The sequence below is a fragment of the Rathayibacter sp. SD072 genome (genome assembly GCF_017355185.1).
In the GTDB taxonomy this organism is placed as follows: Bacteria; Actinomycetota; Actinomycetes; order Actinomycetales; family Microbacteriaceae; genus Rathayibacter.
This window is the reverse complement of record NZ_JADILJ010000010.1, coordinates 23,762-37,099: the sequence shown is the minus strand read 5'-3', so window position 1 is coordinate 37,099 and position 13,338 is coordinate 23,762. Positions and strand designations below refer to the sequence as shown.

The following is a 13,338-nucleotide window of genomic DNA, read 5'->3' as shown; positions in this document are numbered from 1 at the left end:
GACGAGGGTGCACCGGTCCCGGTGCGCCCGCCGAAGAGGAGACGCGATCATCGACAGCACGCTCGCGGTCGTGATCCTGGCCGCAGGCCAGGGCACCCGCATGAAGTCCCGCACACCCAAGGTGCTGCACCGCCTGGCCGGACGGCCGCTGCTCGGCCACGTCCTCGACACCGCGGCCTCGCTCGAGGCCGGGCACGTCGTCACCGTCGTGCGCCACGAGCGCGAGCGCGTCGCGGAGGCGGTGCTCGAGCACACGCCCGCGGCGCTCGTCGTCGACCAGGACGAGGTGCCGGGCACGGGACGCGCCGTCGAGCTCGGTCTCGCCGCTCTGCCCGCCGACTTCGCCGGGACCGTCGTGGTCCTCAGCGCCGACGTGCCGCTCCTGGACGCGCCGACCCTGCGCCGCCTGGTCGACGTGCACCTCGGCGCGGCGAACGCCCTGACGATGCTCTCGTGCGTGTTCGAGGATCCGACCGGCTTCGGCCGGATCGTCCGCGGCGAGGACGGCGGCTTCGCCTCCATCGTCGAGCAGAAGGACGCCGACGCCGACCAGCTCGCCATCGCCGAGATCAACGCCGGCGTCTACGCCTTCGACGCCGCGGCCCTCCGAGCCGTCATCGGCGGCATCGGCACGGACAACGCGCAGCGGGAGATGTACCTCACCGACGCCGCCGCCGCGCTCAAGGCCGCCGGCCGCGCGATCGAGGCCGTGCCCGTGCAGGACCGGTGGCTCGTCGCCGGCATCAACGACCGCGCGCAGCTCTCGGACGCGGCCGTCGAGCTGAACGCCCGCATCGTCCGCCGCTGGCAGCTCGAGGGCGTCACGATCCAGGACCCGGCGACGACCTGGATCGACGTGGACGCGGTCCTCGCGCCCGACGTCGAGATCCTGCCCGGCACGCAGATCAAGGGACCGACCGTCATCGCGACGGGCGCGATCATCGGCCCCGACACGACCCTCGACTCCTGCGAGATCGGCGAGGACGCCGTCGTGAAGCGCTCGGACGCCACCCTCGCCGTGATCGGCGCGGGTGCCCAGGTCGGGCCGTTCTCCTTCCTCCGCCCGGGCACCGTGCTGGGCGCGAAGGGCAAGATCGGCACGTACGTCGAGACGAAGAACGCCGTCATCGGAGCCGGATCGAAGGTGCCGCACCTCTCGTACGTCGGCGACGCGACCATCGGCGAGGAGTCGAACATCGGCGCGGGCTCGATCTTCGCCAACTACGACGGAATGACCAAGGCGTCCTCGATCGTGGGGTCCCACGTCCGCGCCGGGTCGCACAACGTCTTCGTCGCCCCCGTTAGAATCGGGGACGGAGCGTACACGGGCGCCGGCACGGTCGTCCGCAAGGACATCCCCGCTGGAGCCCTCGGCATCACCGTCGCTCCGCAGCGCAACATGGCCGGTTGGGTGCAGACCCATCGACCCGGGACCGCGGCGGCGACCGCCGCCGAGGCCGCCGGGGCGGCGGAGCCGCAGGGCTCGGACCAGCCGACCGGAGGAAGCGGAGAACAGTGACGGGCATCACCGCCAGCAACAAGAAGAGCCTGGTCCTCGTCTCGGGGAGGGCGCATCCGGCACTGGCGGAAGCGGTCGCCGACGAGCTGGGCACCGAGCTCGTGACCACCGAGGGTCGCACCTTCGCCAACGGCGAGCTGTACGTGCGCTACGGCGAGTCCGTGCGCGGAGGCGACGTGTTCGTGCTGCAGTCGCACACCTCGCCGATCAACGAGTGGCTCATGGAGCAGCTGATCATGGTCGACGCGCTCAAGCGCGCCTCGGCGAAGCGGATCACGGTCGTCGCGCCGTTCTACCCCTACGCCCGCCAGGACAAGAAGGGCCGCGGCCGCGAGCCGATCTCGGCCCGCCTCGTCGCCGACCTGTTCAAGGCCGCCGGCGCCGACCGCATCATGTCGGTCGACCTGCACGCCGCGCAGATCCAGGGCTTCTTCGACGGCCCCGTCGACCACCTCTTCGCCATGCCGGTGCTGCTCGAGCACTTCCGCGAGAAGCTCGACCCCTCGACTCTCACGGTCGTCTCGCCCGACATGGGCCGCGTCCGCGTCGCCGACATCTGGAGCGACAAGCTCGGCGTGCCGCTCGCGATCATCCACAAGCGCCGCGACCCCAAGGTCGCCAACCAGGTCTCCGTGCACGAGATCGTCGGCGAGGTGGAGGGCCGCGTCTGCCTCCTCGTCGACGACCTCATCGACACCGGCCGCACCATCGCGAAGGCCGCCGAGGCGCTGAAGAACGCCGGAGCGATCGGCGTCGTCGTCGCCGCGACCCACGCGGTGTTCTCGGACCCGGCGCGGGAGCTCCTGAGCTCCGAGTTCATCGACTCCGTCGTGGTCACCGACACCCTCCCGCTGCCGGAGGAGAAGAAGTGGGACCGCCTGACGATCCTCCCGATCGCGCCGCTGCTGGCGCGCGCGATCCACGAGGTCTTCGACGATGGTTCCGTCACCTCCATGTTCGACGGCGACGCCTAGCCCGGCACGGCTCGGAGGCGCCGTCCGCGGCGTTGTCCTCGGGCGCGATACCGCCGGTATCGCTTCCTCCTCCGCCTTGCAGACGACACCTCCGAGCCGCGCCGGCACGCCCCGGAGGCGCCGTCTGCGGCGTTGTCGTCGGGCGCGATACCGCCGGTATCGCTTCCTCCTCCGCCTTGCAGCCGACGCCTCCGGGCCGCGCCGACGGTCGAGTTGGGCGTGCGCCTCCGAGCCGTGCCGGTGGTCGGGTGAGGCGTGCCGTCCTCGGGCGTGCGACCGCCAGTGTGGCGTGCACGTGCGCCCTGCGGACGAGGTCTTCGAGCCGCGCGGCTGGCGTGTTCCGGGCGACACGCGAATCCGTGTCCACCGGGAGAACCCCCGCACGAGGGGTGCTGGCCTAGGGTGAGCGGGTGCCCGAGCGACGCGAGACCGGTGAGCGGCATGCGCTGCGTCCCGCGGAGCCCGTCGGCGCGATCGCGCTCGCGGGAGTGTTCCTCGTCCTCTCGCCCGCGGCGCTCGAGGCCGGCTGGTGGCTGCTGCTCGGGATCGGCATCGCGGCCGCGCTGACCGTGATCGGGGCGATCGCCGACTCCGGTCGCGAGGTGCACGACGGCCCCACGGGGGAGTGGCTCGCGCTCGCGGGCCGCGCGCTCGGTGCCTCCGCCCTCGCCCTCACGGCGGCTGACCACGTCCTCGGGGCCGCCGCGCGTCCCGCGGCGGTGCTCCTCCTGGTCGCGGTCACGGTCTTCGTCCTGCGCGGCGGCGTGGTGCGGCCGGCGCTCGCGCGGGTGCTCGGACTGCTGGTCCTCCTCCTGCTGACCGCGGCGGCCGTGACGGTGCTCGTCACCCCGCCCGTGGTCCCTCCGGCCGACACGGTGATCGGCGGTGCGGAGGGGGCGACCACCGCCGCGGCGTACGCCCTGTTCCTCGTCGCACCGGCTCCCTCCGGCGTGCGCGTGCGCCTCCGGTCGGCACTCGTGACGACGGGCGCCGTCGCTCTCGCCGCGAGCGCCCTCGGTGCGGGGCTCCTGCTGCTCGTCGGCCCCGCGGCCCTCGCCGCGACGCCCACCCCTCTGCTGGCGGCCGCGGCGGGGACCGCGGCCCAGCCGCTCGTGGCGATCGCCGCCGTGCTCGCGTGCGTCCTCGCGCTCGTCGTGCTGCTCCGGCGCGACGCGAGCGCCCTCGTGCGACTGGTGCGCGCCGGCGAGATCCCCGGTCCTCTCGCGGGCATCAGCGCCAGGACGGGCGCGCCGGTCGCTCCCCAGCTGCTCGTCTGCCTGGTCTCGGTGCTCTCGGTCGTGATCCTCGACGCGGATGCGCTGCTCGCGTTCGCGGTCGGCGCCGGCCTCCTGGTGCTCCTCCTGCGCCGGATCGACCAGGCCGAGCTGCGCAGCTGGTCGGCGGTGGTGTCGGCGGTCGGCGCGCTGGTGCTGCTGCTCGCGCTGCCGGCCGCGACGGCGGCGGCGGTGGCGGTGCTGCTCGCGATGCTGCTGATCGTGCGGGCGTTCCGGCGCTGAAGTCCCGTCGGCGCCCCGAGCTCAGAGCGGTGCGGCCGCGGTGTCGATCGAGGCGGCAGCCAGGCGGAGGGCGAGCGGATCCGCGCGGACGCGGTCCAGACCCGCTCGGACGGCGCCGAGCGCGACGGCGCGGTCGCCCAGTGTCGAGGGGACGATCCGGGGCGCGGGGGCGTGGACGAGGGGCGCGATGCGCTCCGAGACGTCTGCCAGCAGTGGGCCGGCCGACTCGGCGAGAGCCCCGCCGACCACGAGGAGCGAGACGTCCAGCAGGTTGGCGAGGGTCGCGGCGACGCTCGTCAGGCGGACGGCGAGCCGATCGACGATCTCGAGGGCGAGGGCGTCCCCGGCGGCCGCGGCGGCCAGCACCTGCTCGGCGCCCGGGAGCGGCGCCGCATCCAGGAGCGAGGGCGCGCGGTCCTCGGTAGCGAGGGCCTCCTGCGCCCAGGTCCGGGCGAGCGCGGCGACGCCCTCTGCCGAGCCGACCCCCTCTACCAGGTCGAGGTAGCGCATCTCGCCGGTGAGGCCCCGGGCGCCGCGGAGCAGCGTGCCGCCGAGGACGACACCGCCGCCCAGGCGCTCGCCCGAGAGCAGGGTCAGATAGTCGGAGCATCCGACGGCCGCACCCCGCCAGCCCTCGGCGAGGGCCGCGAGGTTGGCATCGTTGTCGACCACCGGGCGCCAGCCCCGATCGGCGAAGCGGTCGGCGAGACCGGGGTTCATCGCGCTCCAGAAGCCGTTGTCGTCGGCGGGGGAGCGGCCGTCGGCGTCGACCGGTGCCGGGACGCCGAAGGTGATCGCCAGCACCCCGGCATCGGCCACTCCCGCCTGCTGGAGTGTGCGGTCGAGGATCCGCTCGATGTCGGCGAGGCGCCGCTCGTGCGGGAGCTCCTCGACGGGCTCGTGCTCGACCGGCTCGACGCGGTGCGCGATCGAGTCGCCGAGGAGGTCCGCGACGTCGACTCCGACGCTGTGCTGACCGGCGTCGACCCCCACGATCACGCCCGCCTCGCGCCGCAGCGCGTAGCGGCGGGCGGGGCGGCCCTTGACGTAGTCGCCCGCAGCGCGCTGGTTCTCGAGCTCCTCGAGCCAGCCGAGCTCGATGAGGTCGTCGCAGACCGCGATCACGGTCGACCGCGTGAGCCCGGTGCGCTCGATCAGATCGGACGCCGTCATCGGCTCGCCGCTCCACGCGCCCTGCAGGATCTCGAGGGCGTTGCGCCGGCGCTGGAACGAGAACACGTTCTCGGACATCGGTTCCGCCTCCCTCTTGACCCGAGCGGGATCGGCTGCAACAGTACATCGCGTACTAGATTTTCTTCCTAGATTTAGTCGACGAAGCAACTTATCCCCGCCAGATCCACCTGCCAGACCGGGAGACGACGACGTGCCCCTCACCACCCCACTCAGCGGCGGCCTGCGCCGACGGACCCTCCTCACCGCCGCAGGAGCGGGCGCCGCGGCGCTCGGCCTCGCCGCGTGCGCGTCCCCCTCGGGCGCCCGAGGTGCGACCGAGATCGTGTTCCACCAGTCCAAGCCCGAGGTCATCGGCTACTTCGACGAGGTGATCGAGAAGTTCCACGCCGCGCAGTCGCGCGTGCGGGTCGTCCACGACTTCTCCTCCAACCTCTCGGCAGGCTTCGTGCGGACCAACCCGCCGGACCTCGGCTGCCTCAACTACAACTTCGAGGTCGCGCGCTTCGTCGAGCGGGGGGCGTTCAGCGATCTGTCGGACATGCCGGAGGCGGAGCGCATCAACCCGGCGCTGCAGCCGCTGATCGAGCAGACCGCGTCGTACCCGGACCGGACCAGCGTGCTGCCGTACTCGCTGATGATGTCGGCCGTGCTCTACAACCGCGACATCTTCGCGCAGCAGGGGCTCGAGGTGCCGACGACCTGGACGGAGTTCCTCGCGGTCTGCGACGCGCTGCAGGCCGCGGGCATCACTCCGCTCTACAGCACCTACAAGGACCCGTGGACGGTCTCGCAGGGCCTCTTCGACTACTCCGTCGGCGGCACCGTCGACCTCGAGTCGTTCTTCTCGCAGCTGAAGGAGCAGGGCCCGGACGTCGGACCCGGGTCGCCGGTCTCGTTCCAGAAGGACCTCGCCGCGCCGATGGAGCAGATGCTGCAGATCGCCGCGTACTCGAACCCCGATGCGGCCAGCCGTGCCTACGGAGACGGGAACCTCGCGTTCTCGAACGGCGAGGCCGCGATGTACTTCCAGGGGCCGTGGGCGCTGAGCGAGATCGCGAAGACGGCCCCCGACCTCTCGGTCGGAGCCTTCCCGCTGCCGATGACGGACGACCCCGAGGACCGCCGCGTGCGCGTCAACGTCGACCTCGCCCTCTGGATCCCGGAGGCCTCCACCAAGAAGGAGGCGGCGCGCGAGTTCCTCGCGTTCCTGATGCAGCCCGAGATCATCGACGCCTACAACGCCGACAACAACGCCTTCGGAGTGACCACCGACGCCCCGGCCGTGACCCAGCCCACGCTCGTCGAGCTCCAGGAGTTCTACGATCGCGCCGCCTTCAGCCTCGGCGCCTCGCAGCTCGTCCCGCAGAACATCCCACTGCAGAACTACGTGCAGGGCATGGTCCTCGGCTCCGACCCGGACCGCACGCTGCGCACGATCGACGCCGACTGGGCGCGCATCGCGTTCCGCTCCTGATCCCCCTCCTCCCGCCGACCACTCTCAGAGACGAGACACCATGGCCACCACCCTCCCCGCACGGACGCGGGAGCGGCGCCCCGCCGCCGCCCGCCCCGTCGTGCGCACCGCGCCGAAGCGGCGCCGGGACCTCACGTTCCCGCTCTTCCTGCTCCCCGCGCTGATCCTCTTCACGCTCGCGATCACCCTGCCCGCTCTCATGGGCATCTTCTTCAGCTTCACCGACTCCATCGGCTTCGGGGAGTGGAGCTTCATCGGCTTCACGAACTACGTGGCGCTGTTCTCGGATCCGGCCATCGCCGCGTCCTACGGATTCACGGTCGCTCTGGCGCTGGTGACGGTGCTCCTGGTCAACGTGATCGCGTTCCTGCTCGCCATCGCCCTCACGACGCAGACCCGGGGCAAGGTCGCCCTCCGCGCCGTCTTCGTCCTGCCGATGGTCGTCTCGGGCATCATCATCGCGTTCGTCTTCAACTTCCTCTTCTCGAACTCGCTGCCGGGCTTCGCCGCGTCGATCGGATTCACGCCGCTCGCGAGCAGCATGCTCGCCGACCCGAACCTCGCGTGGCTCGCGATCGTGATCGTCACCGCCTGGCAGTCGGTCCCTTCCGCCCTGCTGATCTACATCGCGGGCGTCCTCTCGATCCCCGGCGACGTCTACGAGGCCGCGTCGCTCGACGGGGCCTCGACGTGGGGGCAGTTGCGCTCCATCACGCTGCCGCTCGTCGCCGGCTACGTGGTCATCAATCTCGTCATCGGCTTCAAGAACTTCCTCAACTCGTACGACATCATCGTCGGCCTCACCAACGGCGGACCGGGCACCTCGACCCGCAGCGTCGCGATGACGATCTTCTCGGGCTTCACCAGCGGCGACTACGCCTACCAGATGGCCAACGCCACGATCTTCTTCCTCATCGCGCTCGTGATCGCGCTCGTGCAACTGCGCATCTCGCGCGGAAAGGCGGCCTTCTGATGACCAGCCAGGTCCCCCTCTCGCCGGCGCTGCCCGGCACCCGCCCCGCCGTCGACGCGGACGCCCGACGCGGTGGCCGCCGGAGCCGCTCGAACCTCCTGCTCACGATCGTCCTGGCGATCTGCGCGCTGACGGTCATCGCTCCGCTCTGGGTCACCGTGACCATGGCGTTCAAGACCACCGCTCAGGCCGTGGACGGCAACGCCTTCTCGATCCCCGCCCCGATCTCGATCGACGGCTTCGTGCAGGCGTGGACCCTCACCGACTTCCCCCGCGGCTTCGCGATCTCGCTGCTCGTCGCCGCGATCACCGTCGGCGGCACCATCGTGCTCAGCGCCCTCGCCGCCTACGCGATCTCGCGCAACTGGAGCAGGAGGTTCTACCGCTTCTCGTTCTTCTACCTGCTCGCCGCGATGTTCCTGCCGTTCCCCGTCCTCGCGCTCTCGCAGGTCTCGCTCACCGGACTCGTCGGCCTCGACAACCCGATCGGCGTCGCGATCCTGCACATCATGTTCCAGCTCTCGTTCAGCGTCATGCTGTTCACCGCGTTCCTCCGCTCGCTGCCCGAGGAGCTCGAGGAGAGCGCACGGCTCGACGGAGCGACCACCAACCAGGTCTTCTGGCGACTGGTGTTCCCGCTGCTCGCCCCCATGAGCGCCACGGTCGGCATCTTCGCCTTCCTCGCCTCCTGGAACGACTTCATGATGCCCTCGCTCATCACGTCCGACCCCTCGCTGCAGACGCTGCCGGTGCTCCAGAGCATCTTCCAGACGCAGTTCAGCAACGACTACAACGTCGCCTTCGCCTCCTACCTGATGGCCATGGCGCCGGCGATCATCGTCTACCTCTTCACCCAGCGCTGGGTCATGTCCGGCGTGACTCAAGGGGCGATCAAGTAGATATCGCGGGCCTCGGAGCGGCGATCTGCGGCGTTGTCGTCGGTCGTCGTAGCTCCGCTACGCCTTCCCTCCTCCGCCTTGCAGCTCACCACCCCGAGACCCGCGACCTCTGCTGGAGGCGCGGAGAGGGCCGTGCTGCGCACGAGCCGAGGGGGAGGGGCCGTGCTGCGTACGAGCAGCTGCTCAGGAGCGGGGGCCCACCTCTGCTGATCGAGTAGCCCGCGGAGCGGGCGTATCGAGATCCACGTCCGCCAGACGGCGGGCGCAACCGACACGACACAACGAACGGAAGGAACGGCATGACGGAGACCTTGCTCACCAGGAGCGGCACGGCGCAGGACGCGCAGTGGTGGCGGCAGGCGGCGGTGTACCAGGTGTACCCGCGGAGCTTCGCGGACGCGGACGGGGACGGGATCGGCGACCTGAAGGGGATCATCGCGCGCATCCCCTACCTCCGCGAGCTCGGGATCGACGCGGTGTGGCTGAGCCCCTTCTACCCGTCGGCGCTGGCCGACGGCGGCTACGACGTGGCGGACTACCGCGACGTCGACCCGCGGATCGGGACCCTCGCCGACTTCGACGAGATGACGCGGCGGCTGCACGAGACGGGCATCCGCGTGATCGTCGACATCGTGCCGAACCACTCCTCCGATCTGCACCCCTGGTTCCAGGAGGCGCTCGCGGCACCGAAGGGCTCGCCCGAGCGCGAGCGCTACGTCTTCCGCGACGGCCGCGGCACCGACGGCTCCCTCCCGCCCAGCGACTGGGAGTCGGTGTTCGGCGGGTCGGCGTGGGAGCCGGTCGGCGACGGCCAGTGGTACCTGCACCTGTTCGCGAAGGAGCAGCCGGACTGGAACTGGGCGAACCGCGAGATCCGCGACGACTTCCTCGACACTCTCCGCTTCTGGTCCGACCGCGGGGTCGACGGCTTCCGGATCGACGTGGCGCACTCGCTCGTGAAGGACCTCAGCGAGCCGCTCCCCGCGGCCGCCGAGATCCAGGAGCAGCGCCTCGACGGCTCGCACCCGTTCTGGGATCGCGACGAGGTCCACGAGGTCTACGCCGAGTGGCGCGCGCTGTTCGACTCCTACGACCCGCCGCGCACCGCCGTCGCCGAGGCCTGGGTCGACGCGTCGCGCCGCGCCCGGTACGCGAGCCCGGAGGGCCTGGGCCAGGCGTTCAACTTCGACCTGCTGGAGGCCGACTTCGATGCGGAGGAGTTCCGCCGGCTGATCTCGTTCAACCTCGCGCTCGCCGCCGAGTCGGGCTCCTCGACGACCTGGGTGCTCTCGAACCACGACGTGGTGCGTCACGCGACGCGCTACGGGCTGCCGGCCCGCGGGGACGCTCCGACCGCCCCCGCGAAGCAGTGGCTGCTCAGCGGGGGAGTGGAGCCCCAGCTGGACGCCGAGCGGGGTCTGCGCCGAGCCCGCGCCGCGACGCTCCTGCTGCTCGCGCTGCCCGGGTCCGCCTACCTCTACCAGGGCGAGGAGCTGGGTCTGCACGAGGTGCCCGCGATCCCGGATGCGCAGCGCCAGGACCCCACGTTCTTCCGCAGCGGCGGCACCGACGTCGGCCGCGACGGCTGCCGCGTGCCCCTGCCCTGGGCGGAGACGGGCGAGTCGCTGGGCTTCGGTTCCGGCGGCGCGCACCTGCCGCAGCCGGAGTGGTTCGCGGACTCCTCCGTCCAGGCGCAGGAGCGCGATGAGGAGTCGACGCTCGCGCTCTACCGCCGGGCGCTCGCGCTGCGGCACGAGCTGCAGTCCGGCGAGCAGCTCGAGTGGCTCGACTCCGGAGCCGATGTGCTGCACTTCGCGCGCCCGAACGGCTGGCGCTCGGTGACGAACCTGGGCGCGGTCCCGGTCGACCTGCCCGCCGGCGAGGTGCTGCTGGCGAGCGGACCTCTGACGGACGGGGTCCTGCCTCCCGAGACCACGGTCTGGCTGCGCTGAACCGCTGAACGACGAGAGCGCCCCCGCACCCGATCCGAGGATCGAGGTGCGGGGGCGCTCCGGCGTGTCAGGGGGTCAGTGCGTCGACGGGTCCTGCTCGACCTCGGAGCGGTCGCCCGACCACAGCGTGTGGAAGGTGCCCTGCTTGTCGACGCGCTGGTAGGTGTGCGCGCCGAAGAAGTCGCGCTGGCCCTGGACGAGGGCGGCGGGGAGGCGCTTCGAGGCGAGCGAGTCGTAGTAGGACAGCGCGGCGCCGAAGCCGGGGATCGGCACGCCCGAGAGCGCGGCGGTCGAGACGATGCGGCGCCAGGCGGCCTCGCCGTTGGCGACGGCCTCGGCGAAGTACGGGTCCTCGAGGAGCGTCGTGATGCCCGCGTTCTCGGCGTAGGCGTCGACGATGCGGTTGAGGAACTGCGCGCGGATGATGCAGCCCGCGCGCCAGATCTTCGCGACGGCGCCCTTGTCGATCTCCCATCCGTACTTCTCGGCACCGGCGATGATCGCGTCGAAGCCCTGCGAGTAGGCGACGACCTTCGAGGCGTAGAGGGCGGCGCGGACGTCGTCCTCGAAGCCGTCGTAGAGCGCGACCGGGGTCGGACGCGACGTGACGCGGTTCTGCACCGCGGCGCGCTGCTCCGGCTTCGACGAGACCGCGCGGGCGAAGACGGCCTCGGCGATGCCGCCGACGGGCACGCCCAGGTCCAGCGCGTTCTGCACGGTCCAGACGCCGGTGCCCTTGGAGCCGGCCTGGTCGAGGACGACGTCGATGAACGGCGAGCCGGTCTCGGCGTCGACCTGGCGGAGCACCTCGGCGGTGATCTCGATCAGGTACGACTCGAGGTCGCCCTTGTTCCACGCGTCGAAGACCTCGGCGATGGCGGCGGGCTCGTGGCCGCCGACCGTGCGGAGGAGGTCGTAGGCCTCGGCGATGAGCTGCATGTCGGCGTACTCGATGCCGTTGTGGATCATCTTGACGAAGTGGCCGGCGCCGTCGGTGCCGATGTGGGTGACGCAGGGCTCGCCCTCGGCGACCGCCGCGATCGAGGAGAGGATCGGTCCGAGGGTCTTGTACGACTCGACCGAGCCGCCGGGCATGATCGAGGGACCCTTGAGCGCGCCCTCCTCGCCGCCCGAGATGCCGGTGCCGACGAAGTGGATGCCGGTCTCGCGGACCGCCTTCTCGCGGCGGATGGTGTCGGTGAAGAGCGCGTTGCCGCCGTCGACGATGATGTCGCCGGGCTCGAAGACCTTCGTCAGCTGGTCGATGACGGCGTCGGTGCCGCGGCCGGCCTGGACCATGATGATCGCGGTCCGCGGAGTGGCGAGCGAGGCGGCGAAGTCCTCGATGGTCTCCGAGGCGACGAAGCCGGCCTCGGGGTGCTCGGTGATCAGCGTCTCGGTGCGCCCGTAGGAGCGGTTGAAGACGGCCACGGTGTTGCCCTCGCGGCTGGCGAGGTTGCGGGCCAGGTTCGAGCCCATCACCGCCAGACCGACGACTCCGATGTTGGCTGTGGCGGTGGGCTTGTCAGACACGGTTCTCCTCGACGTACGCGTTCAGGGACGCGCCCAGGGTACCGAAGCACCCCTCCGGGAACCCGGGTCCGCGACTGCACATCGGTCGCGGCCCGGATTCACGGCCGTGCGCGGCCGCTCAAACCGTGTGGTCGGCCGGCACGCGCTCCGCGGGGATCGGCGGGGGCGGCGGGGTGCCGTCGCCGAACGGGCGGCCGCCCAGCTCCTCGCGGTGCGAGGGGACCCGCCAGCCCGACAGATCGGGGCCCTTCGGGACCACTCCGGTCGGATTGATGTCGCGCTGCACCTCGTAGTAGTGCGACTTGATGTGGGTGAAGTCGATGGTGTCGCCGAAGCCCGGAGTCGCGAACAGGTCGCGCGCGTAGCCCCAGAGCGCGGGCATCGCCGAGAGCAGGTTCCGGTTCGCCTTGAAGTGGCTGTAGTAGACGGCGTCGAAGCGGGCGAGCGTCGTGAACAGGCGCACATCCGCCTCGGTGATGGTGTCGCCGACCAGGTAGCGCTGCGTGGCGAGGCGCTCCTCGAGCCAGTCGAGACGGGCCCAGAGCGCGTCGTAGGCGCGCTCGTACGACTTCTGCGACCCCGCGAACCCGCACTTGTAGACGCCGTTGTTGACGTCCTGGAAGACCAGCTCGGCCACCTCGTCGATCTCGTCGCGGAGGTGGTCCGGGTAGAGCTCCGGCGCTCCGTCGCGGTGGAACGCGGTCCACTCGGTCGAGAAGTCGAGGGTCATCCGCGGGTAGTCGTTGGTGACGACCTCGCCGGAGGGGATGTCGACGATCGCCGGCACGGTGATGCCGCGCGGGTAGTCGGGGAAGCGCTCGAGGAACGCGTCCTGCAGGCGCGGGATGCCCAGCACCGGATCGACGCCGCCCGGATCGAGGTCGAACGTCCAGCTGCGCTTGTCGTGGGTCGGACCGCAGATGCCCATCGAGAGGGCGTCCTCGAGTCCGAGCAGGCGCCGGACGATCACGGCGCGGTTCGCCCACGGGCAGGCCCGCGACACCACGAGCCGGTAGCGGCCCGCCTCGACGGGGAAGCCGTCGCTCCCGTCGGCGGTGATCCGCGTGGGGATGTAGTTCGTGTCGCGGTGGAACCCGTTCTTCTCCACGTAGGAGCCGAAGTCGTCGTCAGTCATGGTCCGCACGCTAACGAGTGCTCCTGACCACCTCCCGTCAGGGCTCCGCGGGTGGCGGAGGAGGGGAGCGGCCGGTAGGGTGGGCAGCTGAACTTCGGCGAGGGATGCACCACGCATCCGTGATCGACGCGGTGGAAGCAGGCGAGGCCCCGAGAGGGGCGCCGCGGA

General features: G+C 71.3%; 10 protein-coding genes. 7 read left to right on the top strand and 3 right to left on the bottom strand.

The features are described 5' to 3' along the window. Nucleotides 1-46: 46 nt before the first annotated feature. The 3 genes from glmU to IOC53_RS06085 all read left to right on the top strand — a co-directional run bounded on the left by glmU (nt 47) and on the right by IOC53_RS06085 (nt 4,010). Nucleotides 47-1,519 carry a bifunctional UDP-N-acetylglucosamine diphosphorylase/glucosamine-1-phosphate N-acetyltransferase GlmU gene (glmU, locus tag IOC53_RS06095; RefSeq protein WP_207403523.1) on the top strand — a complete coding sequence of 491 codons (1,473 nt, stop codon included), beginning with the start codon at nt 47-49 and terminating at the stop codon, nt 1,517-1,519. Continuing rightward, complete coding sequence (locus IOC53_RS06090; RefSeq protein ID WP_207403469.1) at nt 1,516-2,493, top strand: ribose-phosphate diphosphokinase; 978 nt, start codon at nt 1,516-1,518, stop codon at nt 2,491-2,493. The genes glmU and IOC53_RS06090 overlap by 4 nt, the downstream gene beginning before the upstream one ends. 410 nt (nt 2,494-2,903) lie before the next feature. Further along, nucleotides 2,904-4,010 carry a hypothetical protein gene (locus tag IOC53_RS06085; protein ID WP_207403468.1) on the top strand — a complete coding sequence of 369 codons (1,107 nt, stop codon included), beginning with the start codon at nt 2,904-2,906 and terminating at the stop codon, nt 4,008-4,010. 21 nt (nt 4,011-4,031) lie between these two features. Here IOC53_RS06085 and IOC53_RS06080 read toward each other — a convergent pair whose 3' ends face one another. Next, the gene (locus IOC53_RS06080; RefSeq protein ID WP_242682993.1) at nt 4,032-5,261 is read right to left on the bottom strand and encodes an ROK family transcriptional regulator; all 1,230 of its coding nucleotides are present in this window, start codon (nt 5,259-5,261) and stop codon (nt 4,032-4,034) included. Nucleotides 5,262-5,394: 133 nt separating this feature from the next. Here IOC53_RS06080 and IOC53_RS06075 point away from each other — a divergent pair, with 133 nt between their 5' ends. The 4 genes from IOC53_RS06075 to IOC53_RS06060 all read left to right on the top strand — a co-directional run bounded on the left by IOC53_RS06075 (nt 5,395) and on the right by IOC53_RS06060 (nt 10,502). After that, the gene (locus IOC53_RS06075) at nt 5,395-6,678 is read left to right on the top strand and encodes an extracellular solute-binding protein (protein WP_307786083.1); all 1,284 of its coding nucleotides are present in this window, start codon (nt 5,395-5,397) and stop codon (nt 6,676-6,678) included. 40 nt (nt 6,679-6,718) lie between these two features. Beyond that, the gene (locus tag IOC53_RS06070; RefSeq protein WP_207403466.1) at nt 6,719-7,651 is read left to right on the top strand and encodes a carbohydrate ABC transporter permease; all 933 of its coding nucleotides are present in this window, start codon (nt 6,719-6,721) and stop codon (nt 7,649-7,651) included. Beyond that, entirely contained in the window at nt 7,651-8,550 is a 900-nt protein-coding gene (locus IOC53_RS06065; RefSeq protein WP_207403465.1) for a carbohydrate ABC transporter permease, read from the top strand. The genes IOC53_RS06070 and IOC53_RS06065 overlap by 1 nt, the downstream gene beginning before the upstream one ends. Before the next feature lie 299 nt (nt 8,551-8,849). Further along, the gene (locus IOC53_RS06060; protein ID WP_207403464.1) at nt 8,850-10,502 is read left to right on the top strand and encodes a glycoside hydrolase family 13 protein; all 1,653 of its coding nucleotides are present in this window, start codon (nt 8,850-8,852) and stop codon (nt 10,500-10,502) included. Between the two features lie 75 nt (nt 10,503-10,577). Here IOC53_RS06060 and gndA read toward each other — a convergent pair whose 3' ends face one another. Together gndA and IOC53_RS06050 are read right to left on the bottom strand one after the other, a co-directional pair. Further along, on the bottom strand, nt 10,578-11,981 hold the full coding sequence (gene gndA, locus IOC53_RS06055) for an NADP-dependent phosphogluconate dehydrogenase (protein ID WP_242683003.1): 1,404 nt from the start codon (nt 11,979-11,981) through the stop codon (nt 10,578-10,580). A 172-nt stretch (nt 11,982-12,153) separates the two neighbouring features. Next, nucleotides 12,154-13,170 carry a glutathione S-transferase family protein gene (locus IOC53_RS06050; protein ID WP_207403462.1) on the bottom strand — a complete coding sequence of 339 codons (1,017 nt, stop codon included), beginning with the start codon at nt 13,168-13,170 and terminating at the stop codon, nt 12,154-12,156. Nucleotides 13,171-13,338: the final 168 nt, after the last annotated feature.